The organism is Methylocystis sp. (genome assembly GCF_021731785.1).
Lineage (GTDB): Bacteria > Pseudomonadota > Alphaproteobacteria > Rhizobiales > Beijerinckiaceae > Methylocystis.
The window spans coordinates 1-18,027 of the sequence record NZ_JAKFWS010000040.1; the positions used below are offsets into that span (position 1 = coordinate 1).

22 protein-coding genes are annotated in these 18,027 nt (G+C 63.6%); 18 read left to right on the forward strand and 4 right to left on the reverse strand.

Annotated features, from left to right (window positions below; translation table 11 throughout):
• Window positions 1-35: 35 nt before the first annotated feature.
• From QZ964_RS07845 to QZ964_RS07855, 3 genes are all read right to left on the reverse strand, one after another.
• Window positions 36-296, reverse strand: a complete 261-nt coding sequence (locus tag QZ964_RS07845) for a hypothetical protein (protein ID WP_292530756.1) — start codon at window positions 294-296, stop codon at window positions 36-38.
• A 152-nt stretch (window positions 297-448) separates the two neighbouring features.
• The gene (gene dksA / locus QZ964_RS07850; RefSeq protein WP_292530758.1) at window positions 449-865 is read right to left on the reverse strand and encodes an RNA polymerase-binding protein DksA; all 417 of its coding nucleotides are present in this window, start codon (window positions 863-865) and stop codon (window positions 449-451) included.
• 82 nt (window positions 866-947) lie between these two features.
• A complete protein-coding gene (locus QZ964_RS07855) occupies window positions 948-2,159 on the reverse strand; it encodes an NADP-dependent isocitrate dehydrogenase (RefSeq protein WP_292530761.1) in 1,212 nt (403 codons plus the stop codon).
• Window positions 2,160-2,307: 148 nt separating this feature from the next.
• Here QZ964_RS07855 and QZ964_RS07860 point away from each other — a divergent pair, with 148 nt between their 5' ends.
• Window positions 2,308-3,138, forward strand: coding sequence for an RNA methyltransferase (locus tag QZ964_RS07860; RefSeq protein WP_292530763.1), 831 nt, complete (start codon window positions 2,308-2,310; stop codon window positions 3,136-3,138).
• Window positions 3,139-3,230: 92 nt separating this feature from the next.
• Here QZ964_RS07860 and QZ964_RS07865 read toward each other — a convergent pair whose 3' ends face one another.
• On the reverse strand, window positions 3,231-3,656 hold the full coding sequence (locus QZ964_RS07865; RefSeq protein ID WP_292530765.1) for a nuclear transport factor 2 family protein: 426 nt from the start codon (window positions 3,654-3,656) through the stop codon (window positions 3,231-3,233).
• A gap of 35 nt (window positions 3,657-3,691) precedes the next feature.
• Between QZ964_RS07865 and QZ964_RS07870 the strand changes: the two genes are divergently transcribed.
• The 17 genes from QZ964_RS07870 to QZ964_RS07950 form a co-directional block, all read left to right on the forward strand.
• The gene (locus QZ964_RS07870) at window positions 3,692-3,937 is read left to right on the forward strand and encodes a hypothetical protein (RefSeq protein ID WP_292530768.1); all 246 of its coding nucleotides are present in this window, start codon (window positions 3,692-3,694) and stop codon (window positions 3,935-3,937) included.
• An 81-nt stretch (window positions 3,938-4,018) separates the two neighbouring features.
• Window positions 4,019-4,576, forward strand: a complete 558-nt coding sequence (locus QZ964_RS07875) for a NifU family protein (RefSeq protein ID WP_292530770.1) — start codon at window positions 4,019-4,021, stop codon at window positions 4,574-4,576.
• A gap of 73 nt (window positions 4,577-4,649) precedes the next feature.
• Complete coding sequence (gene tsaB / locus QZ964_RS07880; protein WP_292530773.1) at window positions 4,650-5,396, forward strand: tRNA (adenosine(37)-N6)-threonylcarbamoyltransferase complex dimerization subunit type 1 TsaB; 747 nt, start codon at window positions 4,650-4,652, stop codon at window positions 5,394-5,396.
• A 9-nt stretch (window positions 5,397-5,405) separates the two neighbouring features.
• Window positions 5,406-5,894, forward strand: a complete 489-nt coding sequence (locus tag QZ964_RS07885) for a GNAT family N-acetyltransferase (protein ID WP_292530776.1) — start codon at window positions 5,406-5,408, stop codon at window positions 5,892-5,894.
• A gap of 362 nt (window positions 5,895-6,256) precedes the next feature.
• Window positions 6,257-7,654 carry a tRNA (N6-isopentenyl adenosine(37)-C2)-methylthiotransferase MiaB gene (miaB, locus tag QZ964_RS07890; RefSeq protein WP_292530802.1) on the forward strand — a complete coding sequence of 466 codons (1,398 nt, stop codon included), beginning with the start codon at window positions 6,257-6,259 and terminating at the stop codon, window positions 7,652-7,654.
• 5 nt (window positions 7,655-7,659) lie between these two features.
• Complete coding sequence (locus QZ964_RS07895; protein WP_292530805.1) at window positions 7,660-8,694, forward strand: PhoH family protein; 1,035 nt, start codon at window positions 7,660-7,662, stop codon at window positions 8,692-8,694.
• Between the two features lie 2 nt (window positions 8,695-8,696).
• Complete coding sequence (gene ybeY, locus QZ964_RS07900; RefSeq protein WP_292530780.1) at window positions 8,697-9,188, forward strand: rRNA maturation RNase YbeY; 492 nt, start codon at window positions 8,697-8,699, stop codon at window positions 9,186-9,188.
• Window positions 9,189-9,197: 9 nt separating this feature from the next.
• A complete protein-coding gene (locus tag QZ964_RS07905; RefSeq protein ID WP_292530783.1) occupies window positions 9,198-10,145 on the forward strand; it encodes a hemolysin family protein in 948 nt (315 codons plus the stop codon).
• 80 nt (window positions 10,146-10,225) lie between these two features.
• On the forward strand, window positions 10,226-11,860 hold the full coding sequence (lnt, locus tag QZ964_RS07910; protein WP_292530784.1) for an apolipoprotein N-acyltransferase: 1,635 nt from the start codon (window positions 10,226-10,228) through the stop codon (window positions 11,858-11,860).
• 209 nt (window positions 11,861-12,069) lie between these two features.
• Window positions 12,070-12,489, forward strand: coding sequence for a helix-turn-helix transcriptional regulator (locus QZ964_RS07915; RefSeq protein ID WP_292530786.1), 420 nt, complete (start codon window positions 12,070-12,072; stop codon window positions 12,487-12,489).
• Between the two features lie 232 nt (window positions 12,490-12,721).
• Complete coding sequence (gene metK, locus QZ964_RS07920; RefSeq protein WP_292530788.1) at window positions 12,722-13,912, forward strand: methionine adenosyltransferase; 1,191 nt, start codon at window positions 12,722-12,724, stop codon at window positions 13,910-13,912.
• A gap of 83 nt (window positions 13,913-13,995) precedes the next feature.
• Window positions 13,996-14,679 carry a tRNA (guanosine(46)-N7)-methyltransferase TrmB gene (gene trmB, locus QZ964_RS07925; RefSeq protein WP_292530790.1) on the forward strand — a complete coding sequence of 228 codons (684 nt, stop codon included), beginning with the start codon at window positions 13,996-13,998 and terminating at the stop codon, window positions 14,677-14,679.
• A 175-nt stretch (window positions 14,680-14,854) separates the two neighbouring features.
• Window positions 14,855-15,748 (forward strand): co-chaperone YbbN, encoded by an 894-nt coding sequence (locus QZ964_RS07930; RefSeq protein WP_292530793.1) that lies wholly within the window; start codon window positions 14,855-14,857, stop codon window positions 15,746-15,748.
• Window positions 15,749-15,763: 15 nt separating this feature from the next.
• Window positions 15,764-16,432: an LON peptidase substrate-binding domain-containing protein gene (locus tag QZ964_RS07935; protein WP_292530795.1), complete on the forward strand. Its 669-nt coding sequence runs from the start codon at window positions 15,764-15,766 to the stop codon at window positions 16,430-16,432.
• Window positions 16,433-16,447: 15 nt separating this feature from the next.
• Window positions 16,448-16,672 carry a Trm112 family protein gene (locus QZ964_RS07940; RefSeq protein ID WP_292530798.1) on the forward strand — a complete coding sequence of 75 codons (225 nt, stop codon included), beginning with the start codon at window positions 16,448-16,450 and terminating at the stop codon, window positions 16,670-16,672.
• A 14-nt stretch (window positions 16,673-16,686) separates the two neighbouring features.
• The gene (locus QZ964_RS07945; RefSeq protein WP_292530800.1) at window positions 16,687-17,562 is read left to right on the forward strand and encodes an acyl-CoA thioesterase II; all 876 of its coding nucleotides are present in this window, start codon (window positions 16,687-16,689) and stop codon (window positions 17,560-17,562) included.
• A 355-nt stretch (window positions 17,563-17,917) separates the two neighbouring features.
• Window positions 17,918-18,027, forward strand: a 110-nt coding sequence (locus QZ964_RS07950; protein WP_292530807.1) for a P-II family nitrogen regulator, incomplete at its 3' end; no start/stop codon positions are given.

Consider the following 18,027-nt stretch of genomic DNA (forward strand, 5'->3'; position numbering starts at 1 on the left):
GAGGATTTCGAGCCCGGCCGCCCCGCCGCCGCGACCTATCCCTCCGCGTTCCCCGACTCCGCCTTTCCTTGCCCGCGCCCAGCAGCGGCTGTCGCCGCGCCCCAAAGAGCCGGCTGCGCCGCCTGAAGCGACGGCTCCAGCCGCGCCGCCGCCGCCAGCTGCGGGTGCTCCCAGACCGGCGGAGCCGCCGCCGGCTGCAAGACCTGCCGCGCCGCCCCCTCCGGCTCCGCCGCCGGCCGCGGCGAGACCTCCCGCGCCCCCGCCAGCGCCGCCGCCGCCAAGGCCTGCAGCGCCACCGCCCCCGCCGCCGCCTGCGGCCGAGGTGGATCCGCTCGACTCTCTTGAAGCCGAGATGGCGCGGCTGCTCGGCCGCCCTGACGACAAAGAATAAAAAAGGCGTCGCGACCGGCGACGCCCTTCATCTTTTCGACCGAAACCGACTTTCCGCTCAGTCGTCCCGATAGACCTTTTCGCGCCGTTCGTGCCGCTCCTGCGCCTCGATCGACAGCGTCGCGATCGGGCGCGCGTCGAGGCGCTTGAGAGAGATCGGTTCGCCCGTCTCCTCGCAATAGCCATAACTGCCGTCGTCGAGGCGCGTCAGCGCCGCGTCGATTTTCGCAATGAGTTTGCGCTGCCGGTCGCGCGCCCGCAGTTCTATCGCGCGATCAGTTTCGGACGATGCGCGGTCGGCAAGGTCGGGATGATTTTCGTTTTCATTCTGCAGCGCGGCGAGCGTCTCCCGGCTTTCGTGCAAAATGTCTTCCTTCCAAGTCAGCAGTTTGCGCCGGAAATACTCGCGCTGCCGATCGCACATAAAGGGTTCGTCTTCGGAAGGCTTATAAGTTTCTTCCAGATCCACCGCCATCTCGCGAATCCTTAATTGGCCTATAGGCGACGCCTATATAGACGCGACAGGCGCCACTTACAATCACTCCTCGCGCCGCCGTTCACTCCATCGCTCTGCACAGATTTTCGTCGATTTTGTCGAGGAAGCCCGTCGTCGAGAGCCATTTCTGGTTGCACCCGACAAGCAGGGCCAGATCCTTGGTCATGAAGCCCGACTCGACGGTCGCGACGCACACTTCCTCAAGCGTGCGCGCGAACCGGGCGAGGTCCTCGTTCCCGTCGAGCTTGCCGCGATGCGCAAGCGCGCGCGTCCAGGCGAAAATCGAGGCGATCGAGTTGGTTGACGTCTCATGCCCCTTCTGATGTTCGCGATAATGGCGCGTCACCGTGCCATGAGCGGCTTCAGCTTCGACCGTCTTGCCGTCGGGCGTCATCAGCACGCTCGTCATCAGGCCGAGCGATCCGAAGCCCTGCGCCACAGTGTCGGATTGCACGTCGCCGTCGTAATTCTTGCACGCCCAGATGTAGCCGCCGGACCATTTGAGCGCGGAAGCGACCATATCGTCGATCAGGCGATGCTCGTAAGTGAGGCCGAGCGCCTCGAACTTTGGTCTGAACTCGGCGTCGTAGATCTCCTGGAACAAATCCTTGAAACGGCCGTCATAGGCTTTGAGGATCGTGTTCTTGGTCGACAGATAAACTGGATATCTGCGCGTGAGCCCGTAGTTGAACGTCGCGCGCGCAAACTCGCTGATCGACTCGTCGAGGTTATACATCGCGAGCGCGATTCCGGAGCCGGGAAATTCGAAAACTTCCTTCTCGATCACGTCGCCGTCGACGCCTTCGAATTTGATGGTCAGACGGCCCTTGCCGGGCACTTTGAAGTCGGTCGCCTTATATTGATCGCCGAAGGCATGGCGGCCGACGATGATCGGTTGAGTCCATCCAGGCACCAAGCGCGGCACGTTTCTGCAGATGATTGGCTCGCGGAAGATGACGCCGCCGAGGATGTTGCGGATGGTGCCGTTCGGCGACTTCCACATCTCTTTGAGATGAAATTCCTTCACGCGGGCTTCGTCGGGCGTAATCGTCGCGCATTTCACCCCGACGCCATGCTTTTTGATGGCGTGGGCGGCGTCGATCGTCACCTGATCGTTGGTGGCGTCGCGATTCTGGATCGAGAGATCGTAATAGAGGAGATCGACGTCGAGGTAGGGCCGAATGAGCTTTTCCTTGATGGCGGCCCAGATGATGCGGGTCATTTCGTCGCCGTCGAGTTCGACGACAGGGTTTGCAACCTTGATCTTCCGCATGCGCCCGTTCCTCTCTTGCCGCGCGCCTTATAGCGTCGGCCAAAGCTTTTGGGTAGCAATCGAGAGGCCTGCCGGCGAGCGCGCCAGCGCTCTTCCCCAAGCCTGCGTTCCGCCCTAATTTGCCGCCGCTACACAGCAAGGAGACGAATTGGTCGGGGCGGGAACGGATCGCAGCAAGACGGCTATTTCCGGAGGGCCGGCGATCGTGCTCGTGCGCCCGCAGCTTGCGGTCAACATCGGCATGTGCGCCCGCGCCATGGCGAACTTCGGCCTCTCCGACCTTCGCCTTGTCTCGCCGCGCGAAGGCTGGCCGCGCACCGGCACCTACCGCAAGGGCGCCTATGCCGCCGCCGCCGGCGCCGTGCATCTGCTCGAAAGCGCGAAACTTTACGAGAGCGTCCGCGAGGCGATCGAGGATCTATCCTTCGTCTACGCCGCGACGGCGCGCGGACGCGGCCAGATGAAGCCGGTGATGACGCCGGCGCAGGCGATGCCCGCAATGGCGGCGCGCATGTCCGCGGGCGAGAAGCACGGCGTGCTGTTTGGCCCCGAGCGCACCGGCCTCGACAATGACGACGTCGCGCTCGCCGACGCGATCCTCACCTTTCCGGTCAATCCCGCCTACGCGTCGCTCAATCTCGCGCAGGCGGTGCTGCTCACGGGCTATGAATGGTTTCGCGCCGTGCATGGCGACGCCATTCCATTCGAGGTCGAAGAGCGCTCGCCGCCGGCGACGCGCGAGATGACGCTCGCCTTTTTCGATTTTTTAGAGGGCGAACTCGACAAGCGCGGCTTCTTCCGTCCGCTGACCAAGAAGCCGGTGATGTCGCGCAACCTGCGCAACATGTTCCACCGCATGGGCCTTACCCAGCAGGACGTGCGCACGCTATGGGGCGTCGTCGTGCGACTGGTGGAAGGGACAAGGCGGGAGCCGAAGAAGTCGAGCCGCAAGAAGCAAAAGGAGGAAGCGGGTTCGTAAGCCCGCGTCGTTGCGAGCCGAAGGCGACGCAATCCAAGCGGTCACGACCGCTTCGTCGGCAGCGTCTCTTCGCGATGACGGCAGGCATAGGTCTAATGAAACGACTGTTTGGCTTCCCGCCTTGCCGACGGCGGCGGAGCGAGCGGGCTCGCCTGATGATGCACGAGCCGCCAACGCTCCGTGCTCCAGCGAAACCAGTTGGTCGCGAGCAACAGGCCGCCGCCGACCTCTTCAATGCAAAACACCCGGCCGTCGCCGCCCTCGATGAGCGTGTGCGGATCATGCGCCGAAACCGCTTCCTGGCCTGGATTGCCAAAAATATCGCGGTAGGAGGCTAGCACCTGAGAGCGCCCGACGATCACCGGCCAGCCGGGATGGACGCAGGAGACGCCCTCCGCCGCCCAAAGATCGCTCATCGCGCCAAGGTCGCGTGCCGCGAAGGCGCGGTAATATGCGGCGTTGGCGTCGATAAGCGCGGATTCGTCCATCGATTGACAGTGCTGGATTCGCTCGGGCATGGCAAATGCAAGAACGCGCCCAAAGAGATTGGCAAATGGATGCGCTGACATGGTTCGGGCTCTTCGCCGTGAGCGCGATGCTGCTGGCATATGCGCTGGAGGAACGCAGCCACTGGTTGGTTTTGTGCTTCGCGATCGCCTGCGCTCTGGGTTCAGTCTACGGGTTTCTTCAAGGCGCCTGGCCTTTCGGCGTCGTCGAGGCGGTGTGGGCCGTTGTCGCCCTCAGGCGCTGGCTTGCGCGCCGAAGAGTCTCGCAAGACTGCGGCGAAGCGCTTAAGTAATGTCGACGATGTCAAAGAACGGCCAATTTGTGATATTGGCGCACTTCCCGCCGGCCTTGAACCGGACGCAGGAGTCTCAAAATGTTCATCCAGACTGAAGCAACCCCCAATCCCGCGACGCTCAAGTTTCTGCCCGGCCAGGACGTGCTCGGCCAGGGCGCGATGGAGTTCCGCTCACAGGGCGACGCCGCTCATGCGCCGCTCGCTCAGGCGCTGCTGTCGATCGAGGGCGTCGAAGCGGTGATGTATGGCGCAGACTTCGTCTCGGTGACGAAGAACGGCGCCGACTGGCCGCATCTGAAGCCGGTCATTCTTGGCGCCATCATGGAGCATTTCGCCTCCGGCGCGCCGCTCCTGACCGAAGGCGCGGCGCCGGCGCAATCCGACGGCGAGTTCTATGACTCCGCCGACGCGGAAACGGTCGCCACGATCAAAGAGCTGATCGAGACGCGCGTGCGCCCGGCGGTCGCCGGCGACGGCGGCGACATTGTCTTTCGTGGCTTCAGGGACGGCGTCGTCTATCTGGCGATGAAGGGGGCATGCTCGGGATGCCCGTCGTCGACGGCGACCTTGCGGAACGGAATCGAGAACTTGCTCAAGCATTTCCTGCCGCAAGTGAAGGCGGTCGAGCCGGCTTAGCGTGACGGCGTATTCCTGACGCGTTCGGAGGCTACATTGATCGCGCCTCGAAAAGCGTCATAATCAACGAATCATGCGAATCCTTGCGATCGACACCGCTCTGCCAGCCGTCTCGGCCTGCGTGCTGGACCAGGACGCGGCGGCGCCGATCGCCGCCGAGTCGATAGAGATGGAGCGCGGCCACGCTGAGGCGCTGCTGCCGCTGATCAGGCGCGTGATGGGCAAGGTCGAGGGCGGCTTCGGCTCGCTCGATCGGGTCGCCGTGACGGTGGGACCAGGCTCGTTCACCGGCATTCGCATCGGCCTCGCCGCCGGCCAGGCCATTGCGCTCGCCTGCAAGACGGAGATCGTCGGCGTCTCGACGCTCGCCGCGCTTGCGGCGCCGCTCATTCTCGATGCTTTTGACGGCGTCGTCGCAGCGGCGATCGATGCGCGACACGGCAAGGTCTACATCGCGGCCTTCGGTCCTGGCGGACGCCCGTTGCTCAAACCGCGCCGGATGAAGGCGCTTGAAGCGCTTCGCGCGCTTGGGGCCGGCCCGCTGCTGCTCGTCGGCTCCGGCGCGCCGCTTCTTGCCAAAGAGGCGCGGGCCCGCGGCCTTCCCGTCGAAATCGCCAGCGAGCAGTCCGCCCCCGACATTGCGCTCGTCGCCCGTCTGGGCCTCGCCGCGCAGCCGGAAACTGCGCCCGCACGCCCGCTTTATCTTAAAGAGCCTGACGTCACCGCGCCGGGCTCGGGGCCAGACTTGCTGCAGCAAGACGCCGAGGTCGAGCAGCATGGCGCGGCGGGCGACTGCGTCGCCGCCGCGACGCAGGCGTGAATTTGCGCCATGACGCTGCTCTCGTCCTTCTTCGCCAAGCCGACATTCGTCATCGAACCGATCGGCGCTGAGCGGGCCGAAGAATGCGAACGCCTGCACGGCGCGTCTTTCGCCTTTGGCTGGTCGAAAATCGACTTCGAGAATTATCTGGCCGACGCGCATATCGTCGCCGACGGCGCCGTCGCCGAGAACCGCAGAGGCGAGCTTGGGGGCTTCATCCTGTCGCGGTTGACGCCGCCTGACGCCGAAATTCTCACTTTCGCTGTCGACCCCGCGCGCCGCGGCGCCGGATTGGGGCGACGCATCCTCGAAAAACATCTGGAGAATCTCGAGCGCGGCGGCGCCCGGCTGGTTTTTCTGGAGGTGGCGGACGACAACGAAGCCGCGCTGAAGCTATACGGCCGGGAAGGCTTCAAGGAGATTGGGCGACGCGAGAATTATTATCAGCGCGCCAGTGGCGAACGCCGCGCAGCGACCAATCTTCGGCTGGAGATCTGATCGAAAGTATCCGATGTGCAAAAAACATGCTGGAAAGGCCGCGCCGGCTGAAACTCTCCCTTCGCCCCAGATAAAACGTCTTGGCTTCATGATCGGAGAAGGCCTGATTCCGGAAGATTTCGACCGCATGGGCGCGGTCGAGATTGAACGGCTGTTTGCGGGCGACGCGCGAGCCTGCCGGGGTCGCCATAAAGCGTTCGATGGGAAGACCTGATCGCTCAATTGATTTGGAAATAATGAGCCGCCGCATTTCTTGCGACGCGAGCGCGCGAAAAATGTCGTATACTGCGCGTACTCGCCTGACGCCCCCGAGTCGTCGCGGCGCGTGAAGGAGCGGAAAAATAGTCACCGACGTCAAAGAGCTGATTGAGACGCGAACCAAGCCTCAGCGATTCGAGGCGCCAACGCTCAAAATTCTGGTCAAGTCTTACGGCTGCCAGATGAACGTCTATGACGCGACGCGCATGGCGGATTTGGTTGGCCGCGAAGGCTACGCCGAGACCAACAGCGAAGAAGACGCCGATCTCGTCATCCTCAACACCTGCCATATTCGCGAAAAGGCAGCGGAAAAAATCTATTCCGAACTCGGCAAGCTTGCGATCGCCAAACGTGCGCTGAACGCTCAAGGCCGCGACATGAAAATCGTCGTCGCCGGCTGCGTCGCGCAGGCCGAGGGCGAAGAGGTGCTGAAGCGCCAGCGCGCCGTCGATCTCGTCGTCGGCCCGCAGAGCTATCACCGCCTGCCGGAACTGCTGCGCCAAGCCAGAAACGGCGCGCGTGTCGCCGATACTGATTTCGCCGTCGAGGACAAGTTTCGCACCCTGCCCGCGCCGAATGAGGCGCAAATTCGCGCACGCGGCGTTTCAGCCTTCGTCACCGTGCAGGAGGGCTGCGACAAATTCTGCTCGTTCTGCGTTGTGCCCTACACCCGAGGCGCCGAAGCGTCGCGTCCCGTCGCCGAAATCGTGGCGGAAACGGAACGCCTCGTCGACGCCGGCGTTTGCGAGATCACGCTGATCGGCCAGAACGTCAACGCCTATCGCGGCCCGGACCGAGACGGCGAAGAGGCAAGCCTCGCGCAGCTTCTCGATCGGCTGGCGCAAATCGAGGGGCTGACGCGTCTGCGCTACACGACAAGTCATCCGGTCGACATGGCGCAGGAGTTGATTGACGCCCACGGCGCGATTTCAAAGCTCATGCCCTATGTGCATCTACCGGTTCAGTCGGGGTCGGACCGCATTTTGAAAGCGATGAACCGCAAGCACGGCGCAGACGCATATCTCTCCATCGTCGAGCGACTGCGAAAGGCGCGCCCGGACATCGCCATGTCGTCGGACTTCATCGTCGGCTTCCCCGGCGAAAGCGACACCGATTTCGAGGCGACGATGGCGCTCGCGCGCGCTGTGGGTTTCGCGTCGAGCTTCTCGTTCAAATATTCGCCGCGGCCGGGAACGCCGGCCGCCGATCGCGATGATCAGATCGAGGAACATATAAAGAGCGAACGCCTCGCCATGTTGCAGGCCCTGCTGGAAGAGCAGCGACAAGCGTTTAACGCCGCGACGGTCGGCCGGAAGGTCGACGTGCTCTTTGAAAAGCCCGGTCGGCATGAGGGGCAAATCGGTGGGAAGACTCCCTATATGCAGGCTGTGCACGCTGAGGGTTCGAAGACGCATATCGGTCGCGAGGTCCAAGTGGAAATCGTCGCGGCGGGCTCGAATTCCTTAAGGGCGCGGCTGGTGAGCGAGGAGGCGAAGGCTTGACGACAATCGACGACCCGTTGCTTTCCGCACGGGGACCGGAGGCGACTGAGCCCGAAGCTGAAATCACGCTCGCCTTTGAAAACAACCGTCACGCTTCGCTCGTTTTTGGACTTTACGACCAAAATCTCGCCAGGATCGAACGACGCTTGCGCGTCGCCTCCTTCGCCAATGGCAACCACGTCACGCTCAAAGGCAAGGCCGAGGCTTGCGAACATGCGCGTCGGGTGCTCGAGGCGCTCTATGAGCGCGTCGCTCTGGGTCAGACGATCACGCTTGGCGACGTCGACGGCGCCATCGAAGAGACGGCGCGCCAGCGCAGCCTGTTTCCCGATTCCGAGACGGCGCGTGGCGCTTTTGAACAAGTCCTGACTCGCAAGCGCGGGTCGGTCCGGGCGCGCAACGCCGCGCAGGATCAGTATTTGCGCGCCCTCAAGCGCTATGAACTGGTCTTTGCGGAAGGTCCCGCGGGCACAGGCAAGACCTGGCTCGCGGTCGGCCACGCCGTTCAGCTGATGGAGCAAGGCGCGGTCGAGCGGCTGATTTTGTCGCGTCCTGCGGTGGAGGCCGGCGAACGTCTCGGCTTTTTGCCCGGCGACATGCGCGACAAGGTCGACCCCTACCTCCGCCCGATCTACGACGCGCTCCATGATTTCATGGATGCGCGCATGGTCGAGCGCGGCATGCAAACCGGTCTTATCGAAGTCGCGCCTCTCGCTTTCATGCGCGGCCGCACGCTGACGCGAAGCTGCATCCTGCTCGACGAGGCGCAAAACGCCAGCTCGATGCAGATGAAGATGTTTCTTACGCGGCTCGGCGAAGGCTCGCGCATGATCGTGACCGGCGACCCGTCGCAAACCGACCTGCCGCCCGGACAAAAGTCCGGCCTCTCGGAAGCGGTCGCCCTGCTCGCCGATATCGACGTCGTCGGCCGAGTGCGGTTTTCGGAAGGCGACGTCGTGCGTCATGATCTTGTACGGCAAATCGTTGGAGCCTATGAGCGCGCCGCGCGCGCCAGCAAGCAGCCGCGCGGGAACGTCTGACCATGGAAATCGAGGTTAATGTTGCGGCGCCCGCATGGCGGCGGGTCACCGATCTGGAAGATTTGGCCATAACATGCGTCCGTCAGAGTCTCGCGGCGAGCGGCGCCGCCCTTGCATTGAAGTGCGAAGTCAGCGTCACATTCTGCGACGATGAAGCAATCCGCGAACTCAACGTCGAGTGGCGCGGCAAGGACCAGCCGACGAATGTCCTGTCTTTTCCGACCCCTGGCGCGCTCGAGCACAAGCCTCTCCTTGGCGACGTGATTGTCGCCTTTGAGACCGTGTCCAGAGAGGCGGAGGAGCAGGGCAAGCTCTTGCGCGCTCATGCGGCTCATATGATCGCGCATGGATTTCTGCATCTGATCGGATATGATCACGAGACCGCCGCCGAGGCCGAGCGGATGGAAGCGCTGGAGCGCAAGATCGCGATGGCGCTTGGATTTCCCGACCCCTATGCGGAGGACGCAGACGGGCCGGCCGGCGGAGCGAATTGAATAAAGCGCATGTCGACGCGATACGATAACGCCGACGATCCGATTCCCTTAAGACGCGCTGGCGATGGACCACGCCTGAGCCTCGTCGACAGGCTGCGCGGGCTGCTTGGTCTTGCGCCGGCCTCGGTGCGCGAGGACATCGAAGACAGGCTTGAGGAATCGGCGGGCGATGTGACGCCACATGAACGCGCGCTGCTGAAAAACGTGCTCAGCCTGCACGACATGCGCGTCGACGACGCAATGATCCCCCGCGCCGACATCATCGCCATTTCGCTCGATGCGCCGCTGCGCGAAGCCTTGCAACTGTTTCGCACCGCCGCCCATTCGCGCCTTCCGGTTTACGCCGATACGCTCGACGATCCGCGCGGGATGGTCCATATCCGCGATTTCGTCAATCATATCGCATGCTGCGCCGATCGGCGCGAAGGCTCCGACGCGGCGATCGCCGAACCGAAAAGAATCGACTTCGACACGCCGCTGTCGCAGGCGGATTTGCTCAAGCCCGTGCTCTTCGTGCCGCGCTCGATGCCGGCGCTCGATCTGTTGATCCGCATGCAGGCGACGCGCACCCATCTGGCGCTGGTCATCGACGAATATGGCGGCACCGACGGCCTCGTCACCATCGAAGACATCATGGAGATGATCGTCGGCGACATCGAAGACGAACATGACGTTGTCGACGAGTCTGGCTTCGTCGAACTTGAGAACGGCGATTGCATCATCGACGGTCGCGCCGATCTTGATGAAGTGGCGGCGCGGCTCGGCGTCGACTTCAGACTTGAAGATACCCCCGCCGAGGTGACGACGCTCGGCGGTCTGGTCGCGTGGCTCGCCGGCCGGGTCCCGATGCGCGGCGAGATTATCGCGACGCCGGTCGAGTCCCACGAATTCGAGATCGTCGAGGCCGATCCGCGTCGCGTCGGCAAGCTGCGCGTGCGCGCGCGCCGGCCGACGTGAGGCATCCTGGGGGCCCGCATCAATATGTCTGCTAAATCGCTGTAAAGTCGGCCTGCCGATTCGCAGTGCTTCGAGGTTCGATGGCGCAGATTGCCGAGATCGCCGGCGCGTGCGCGCCGGCGCTGTCGTTTCCGCAACGTATTGTCCTTGCCCGCGGCTGGACGCGCCGCGCGATCGCCTTCTGCGCCGGCGCGGCGGGCGCTCTCGCTCTCGCGCCTTTCGATTTCATCCCGGCCATGTTCGTCCCGCTAACCGTCGCCGTCTGGCTGATCGACGGCGCGACGGACGGCGAAGATTCGCCGCGCTTCGCCCTCGCCCCGATTCTCTCGGCTGCCGGCGCCGGCTGGTGGCTGGGCTTCGGCTATTTCGTGGCGGGCCTCTGGTGGATGGGCGCCGCAATGCTTGTGGAGGCCGACCAATTCGCCTGGGCGCTGCCGCTCGCCGTATTCGGGTTGCCGGCGGTTCTCGCGCTTTTTCCCGCCGCGGGTTTCGCCGTGGCGCGCCTGTTGTGGTCGCCTGGCGGCGCGCGCGTCTTCGCGCTCGCGGCGGGACTCGGCGCGGCCGAATGGCTGCGGGGTCATCTGTTCACGGGTTTCCCTTGGAACGATTTCGGCATGGCGCTCGCCGGCGCCGGGCCGTTGGCGCAGGCGGCCTCTCTCGTCGGCCTCTATGGGCTCGACATCATCGCGATCGTGATGTTCGCGGCGCCCGCGACGCTAATCGATCGCGCGCCTTACAGCGCCCGCCGCTTCGGCGGGTCGATGCTCGCCGCGGCGGCGCTTGCCGCGCTGTTGCTCACCTATGGCGCCTTCCGACTCGGCGCCAATCCAACTGAATATGTCGACGGCGTCGCGTTGCGGCTGATGCAGCCCAATCTCGCTCAGGATGCGAAATTTCGGCCCGAGAACGGCGCGAAAATCCTGCGCCACTATCTCGCGCTCTCGGAACGCGCGACAAACGAGCGGCCTTCTGGCCTCGCCGAGGTCACCCATCTCGTCTGGCCGGAATCGGCGTTTCCCTACATCATCTCCAACCACCCGGAAGCGCTGGCCGCGATCTCCCGCGCGCTCAAGGGCGGCGTTTTGCTGACCGGCGCGGCGAGAGCCGAAGGCGATGGCGACGGACGGCGCGGCAAGATTTTCAATTCCGTCGAGGCGTTGAAGGGCGAGTCGATCGTCGCCTTTTATGACAAGGTTCATCTCGTCCCCTTCGGAGAATATCTGCCGCTGGAGGCGCTGCTGCGCCCGCTTGGAGTCAATCACCTCGTTCCGGGCATATGGGACCGCGGCGCGGGTCCGCGCCTTCTCGCCGCGCCCGGGCTGCCGCCAATTGCGCCGCTCATCTGTTATGAGGCGATTTTTCCGGGCGAGACGATCCAGCGCGACGCCGAACGACCGCGGCTGTTCCTCAACGTCACCAACGACGGGTGGTTTGGACGCACGACCGGCCCTTACCAGCATCTCGCCCAGGCGCGCCTGCGCGCGATCGAAGAAGGCCTGCCGATGATCCGCGTCGCCAATACCGGCGTGTCGGCGATCATCGACGCTTATGGCCGCATCCTTCAGTCGCTGCCGCTCGGGGAGGAAGGCGTGGTCGACGGGCGTCTGCCTAGAGAAGCGTCGCCGACCGTCTTTGCCGCCCATGGCGCTTTGGCGTTTGCGGCGCTGCTCGCCCTGACGACTGCGTTGGCCGCCATCGGAGTCGTCCGTCGCTAGCCGGCTTCGCCAGTCAGGACTCGCTTGTGGACGCGCGCGGGCCAGCGCCCGTCCCGGCCGGGCCGGCAATTCGACGGCCGGCAGGCGCCAAAAAGAACTTTGCGCGACAGCGCTTATCGCAAATGTTTATTGAATTTCATTGACATGCTTGAAATGTAGCTTGCGCGCGGCGCAAGGATTCGGCTACAAGCGAACGGGAGGCGGTCGAGTTGAAGAAGGCGCCAGATCCGATCGATCGTCACGTCGGCAGCCGCGTGCGCATGCAGCGTATTCTCATGAAAATGAGTCAGGAGAAGCTTGGAGAGGCGCTCGGAATCACTTTTCAGCAAGTGCAGAAATACGAGAAAGGCGCCAACCGTATTGGCGCAAGTCGTCTGCAACAGATTTCGAAGACTTTGAAAGTCCCGCCGTCCTTTTTCTTCGAAGGCGCGCCGGCCGGCGGGGCGTCTACGCCGTCCACGGGATTTGCCGAGGAGTCGTCGTCGCAATATGTCGTTGATTTTCTGTCGACGACGGAGGGCCTGCACCTCAATCGCGCCTTCGCCCGCATCCGCGATCCCAAAGTGCGTAAACGCGTGCTCGATCTCGTAACGACGCTCGCAGAACAGTCGGAACGGACGGGGGAGTAAAAATGTCGTTCTCCAAAACGAACGATTGGGGCTTTTCGGCTTGACGCACCGAACGGGCGCTGGCAGATGAACCCGCCTGCTGCCTTTGGGCGGAATCGCCCAGATGCGGATAACGTAATGGATCTCATAAGTTTAGAGCGCGCTCCATGCGAAAAACCGGGCTCCATTTTTGCGCCAGCCGCGCTCTAGAGCAGCTATTCCACTCTTCCTCGAAGCCATCGGAGATATGGAAGTGACCCGGAAGAATTATCTTTTCACGAGCGAATCCGTTTCCGAAGGCCACCCCGACAAGGTGTGCGACCGCATCTCGGACGAAATCGTTGACGAGTTTTTCCGTGAAGGTCCCAAGGCGGGCATCGATCCTTACGCCATTCGCGTCGCGGCCGAAACTCTGGCGACGACGAACCGCGTCGTCATCGCCGGAGAAGTCCGCGGACCGCATATTTCCTTCGATCGCATCATCGAAATCGCGCGCAACGCCATCCGCGACATCGGCTACGAGCAGCGGGGCTTCCACTGGAACACCGCCAATGTCGAAGTGCTCCTGCACGAGCAGTCCGTTGATATCGCGCAAGGCGTCGACGCCGCCGGGAACAAGGACGAGGGCGCCGGCGACCAGGGCATCATGTTCGGCTACGCGGTGCGCGAAACGCCCGAGCTGATGCCGGCGCCGCTGTATTATTCGCATAAGATTCTGGAGGATCTTGCGAAGGCGCGCCACAGCGGCAAGGAAAAGGGTCTGGGCCCCGACGCCAAGAGCCAGGTGACCGTTCGCTACGCCGACGGCAAGCCGGTCGAGGCGACGCAGATCGTCCTGTCGCATCAGCATGTCGACGAGAGCCTGTCTCCCGCCGACATTCGCAGCATCGCCGAACCCTATATCCGTGCGGCGCTGCCGGACGGATGGATCACCAACACGACCGTCTGGCACGTCAATCCGACGGGCAAATTCTACATCGGCGGCCCCGACGGCGACGCCGGCCTCACGGGCCGCAAAATCATCGTCGACACCTATGGCGGCGCGGCGCCGCACGGCGGCGGGGCGTTCTCCGGCAAGGATCCGACCAAGGTGGATCGTTCGGCCGCTTACGCCGCCCGCTATCTCGCCAAGAACATCGTCGCGGCCGGGCTCGCCGAACGCTGCACGCTGCAGCTTTCCTATGCGATCGGCGTCGCCGAACCGCTCTCGATCTATGTCGATCTGCACGGCACCGGCCATGTTTGCGAGGAGAAGGTGGAAGAGCTGCTGCCTCAGCTCGTGCGCCTCTCGCCGCGTGGCATTCGCGAGCATCTTTTGCTCAACCGGCCGATCTACGCCCGCACCTCCGCCTACGGCCATTTCGGCCGCGCGCCTGACGCGGACGGTGGCTTCTCTTGGGAAAAGACCGATCTCGTCGACCAGCTGAAATCGCATTTCGCGTAAATTTGGCTGCAACGCGATTTGAACGCGCGGCGCGGAGAAAAACGTGCTGCGGGACGTCCAATGCGCGCGACCGGTCAGCGCTAATGAGCGAGACCTCTCAGCAATCGCGGCCTCATGCGCGCCTCTTCGGTCGCTCGAAGGGCAAGACGCTCCGTAAGCATCAGGCCGCCCTGGTCGCTGAGCTTTTGCCGCGTCTGTCGCTCGACCTATCGAAGCCGCCGCCGTCCTTTAAAAGAGAAACACATCTTGAGATCGGATTTGGCGGCGGCGAGCATTTGATCGCCGTCGCAACCGAAAATCCCCAAATAGAATTCATCGGCTGCGAACCCTTTCTCAACGGCGTCGCGAAGCTTCTCGCCCGTATTGAAGAGCGCGGCCTGACGAACGTGCGGCTTCATCAGGGCGACGCCGCCGACGTGCTCGACTGGCTGCCGGACGACAGCCTGGCGCGCGTATATCTTTTCTACCCCGACCCCTGGCCGAAGCGGCGCCATCGCAAGAGGCGGTTCATTGCGCGCGATAATCTCGACCGTCTGGCGCGCGTGATGCATACGGGCGCCGAACTGCGCTTTGCAACGGATATCGACGATTACGCCGCCTGGACCCTGGCGCGGGCGCGCGCCCACCCGGCCTTCGCATGGCGGGCGCGGCGCGCCGAAGACTGGCTGGCGCCCTGGCCAGGCTGGACGCGCACCAAATATGAAGCCAAAGCCATGGCCGAGGGCCGCAATCCGGTCTATCTGACCTTCGTCCGAACCCCGCGCTAGAGCGCGGCCCGCGAAAAAGTGGAAGCCGGTTTTTCGTGCAAAGCGCAGTCTAAACTTTTGAGCTCGATCACGTTATCTGGATTTGGGCGATTTCGTCCAAATGCAGGTTGATCGAGGCGGCCGCGAAGCGACGCCGGCTCTAAATTCAATGTTCGTGACGCGAGGGGAGATGCGCATGGTTGAGACGGCGAGAATGGTTGGAGCGCCGACGACGCCGATCGAAACGACGACGGAGCGGTTCCGCGCCGATGTTCTCGACGCTTCGATGCGGCAGATCGTGCTCGTGGATTTCTGGGCGCCGTGGTGTGGACCTTGCCGCCAGCTTGCGCCGGTCATCGAGCGCCTGGTCGCCGCGACTGGCGGCAAGATAGCCCTCGTCAAAATGAATATCGACGCCGATCCGCTGATCGCCGACCAACTCGGCGTCAAGTCGGTCCCCGCGGTCGTCGCCTTTCAGCGCGGGCGGCCCGTCGACGGCTTCGTCGGCGCGCTGCCGGAAAGTCAGATCAAGGGATTTCTGGAGCGGCTTGTCGGTCCAATCGAGATTGAGGGCGACGCCCTGGAAGAGGCGCAGGCGATGATCGCGGACGGCGATCTCGCGGGCGCGGAATCGCTGCTTGGCGAACTGGCCGGCGGCGAGCCGCCCAACGTCAAGGCCGCCGCGGCGCTGCTCCGTCTCTACACCGATTCAGCGCGTTTCGATGACGCGCGCGCGCTCCTCGACGCATTCCCCGAGACTGCGCGGCGCGACAGCGAAGTCGCAGCGGCCGCGGCGGCGCTTCAGAACGCCGAGCAGGCTCAGGATCTCGGCGAAATCGACGATCTAAGAAACCGCATCACTTTCGATCCCAACGATCTCCAGGCCTATTTCGATCTCGCGCTCGCGCTCAACGCCAAAGGTCAGCGCGACGAAGCGGCGAATGCGCTGCTTGAAATCATCCGACGCGACCGTAGTTGGAATGACGATGGGGCAAGAAAGCAGCTCATTCAGTTTTTCGAGGCGTGGGATCCGATGGACAAGGCTGCCGTGACCGCGCGTCGGCGGCTGTCCACACTGCTCTATTCATAGGAGGCGTTCGCCACGATGAGCCTGAACCGTCCCTATGCGTACGTCGGCGAATTGCCTGGGATTCTGCCGCTCTTTCCGCTTTCGGGCGCCATATTGCTGCCGCGCGGCGAACTGCCGCTCAATGTTTTCGAGCCTCGCTATCTCGCGATGATCGACGATACAATCGCCGGCGCTCGCTTGATCGGCATGATCCAGCCGTTGCCGGGCGAAGAGACGGCCGCCGAAGCGACGCAGCTCTATGACATCGGCTGCGCCGGACGCCTCACGCGTCTCGCCGAGACCGGCGACGGCCGCTATCTCATCACCCTCACCGGCGTTGTGCGATTTCGCGTCCTCAAGGAGCTTGCGGTACGGACCCCGTACCGGCAGTGTCGAGTCAGCTATGACGAATTCTCGGAGGATCTGACGACCGGCGCCGGCGCCGACGCGGTCGACCGCGAAAGCATGGTGTCGATGTTGCGCAACTTCGCCGAATGTTCGAAACTTGAAGTCGACTGGGCGAGCATAGACGCGGCGCCGACCGAGACGCTCGTCAATGCGCTGGCGATGATGAGTCCGTTCGGCGCGAACGACAAGCAGGCGCTGGTCGAAGCTATTGATTTGAAGACGCGTGCGGAAACGCTCGTCGCGCTCGCCAAACTCGATCTCGCGCAACGCAACGGCGACCGGCCGCAATGGCATTGAAGGAAATTGAACGCCATGACTGACGAACGCGATTCCAGCGTCGATAGGTTCGAATCCGCGGCCGAACCGACGCGGATCGATCCGCGCCTGCTCGAAATCCTCGTCTGTCCGCTGACCAAGACCACGCTGGAATATGACAGCGCGCGACAGGAGCTGATATCGCGCTCGGCGCGGCTCGCCTATCCGATCCGGGACGGCATTCCGATCATGCTGCCAGAAGAAGCGCGCCAGATCGATTGATCGATTCGTCCGCAATGGACGAAACCGCGCCTTCCAGGCTTCTGGCGCTTCTCGATCTCGAAGCGGTCGCGCCAGACCTATTCCGCGGCTATAGTCCGCCCTCCTCCGGCCGCCAGGTGTATGGCGGACAGGCCGTGGCGCAAGCGCTCGTCGCGGCGACGCGCACCGTGCCGGCGGATCGCCCCGTTCATTCGCTGCACGGCTACTTCGTCCTCGCCGGCGATCCGATGACGCCGATCGACTTTGCGGTCGAACGCGTGCGCGACGGCAAGAGCTTCACGACCCGGCGCTGCAATGCGACTCAGCGCGGGCAAACAATCTTTTCGATGGAGGCGTCGTTTCAACGCCGCGAGCAAGGCCTCACGCACGCCGTCCCGATGCCGGACGCGCCGGACCCGGAAAGCCTTGATGACGTCCATGCGCTCGTCGAGCGCTTTCGCGCCTTCCTTCCTGAGCAGGTTGAAAGCTGGCTTGATCGGCGAAGCGCGCTCGACATGCGGGTCGTCGCCCCCGACGACGTGTTTTTTCCTGAACGCCGCGCCGCTGGCCAAATGATCTGGTTTCGCGTGCGCGGCGCGCTGCCCGATGACCCCGGCATTCACAATGCGCTGCTCGCCTATCTCTCCGACATGACCCTGCTCAATACGGCGCTGCTCGTTCACGGGCTGACAATCTTCGATCCGAAAATTCAGGTCGCCAGCCTCGATCACGCTCTGTGGATTCACGAGGCGCTGCGCGTCGACCAATGGCTGCTCTATGCACAAAAGAGCCCGTGGGCGGGCGGCGCGCGGGCGCTGACGCGCGGCGAGATTTTCACGCGCGAGGGAAGACTCGTCGCCTCAGTGAGCCAGGAAGGCCTGGTGCGCCTGCGAGACGCCGCGCAATCGTGAGCAATTGCCTGTCGTTGAGGCGCCGATCAAAGAATTGCGTAATTTCTAGGCGCCAAATAACCGCCGCCGCCTTGAAAAAAGCGCCTGAGCAAGCACGAGCGCGGCCGGCGCCGGCGAGGCCATAGCCGAGGGCGGTGAAGAGCATAGCCGAACCGCGGCAGATGCCGTGGCGCGCCAAAGCCGGCGGTCGCACGCGCCGGTCAGTCGGCGAAGACGGGCGTCAGCGCGGCTGGCACGCCATTTGAAAGCCCCACGTCGCCGACGCGGCGGCGTCCTCCCCGCGAGCCTCGACCAAGACGCCGCCGCAACAGCGAGCGACGCTCGCCAACGAGGTCGATAACAACAGGATTGGCAGATGAAAATCGTGACAGCGATCATCAAGCCGTTCAAGCTCGATGAGGTCCGCGACGCGCTGACCAACATCGGCGTGCACGGCCTTACCGTGACTGAAGTCAAGGGCTACGG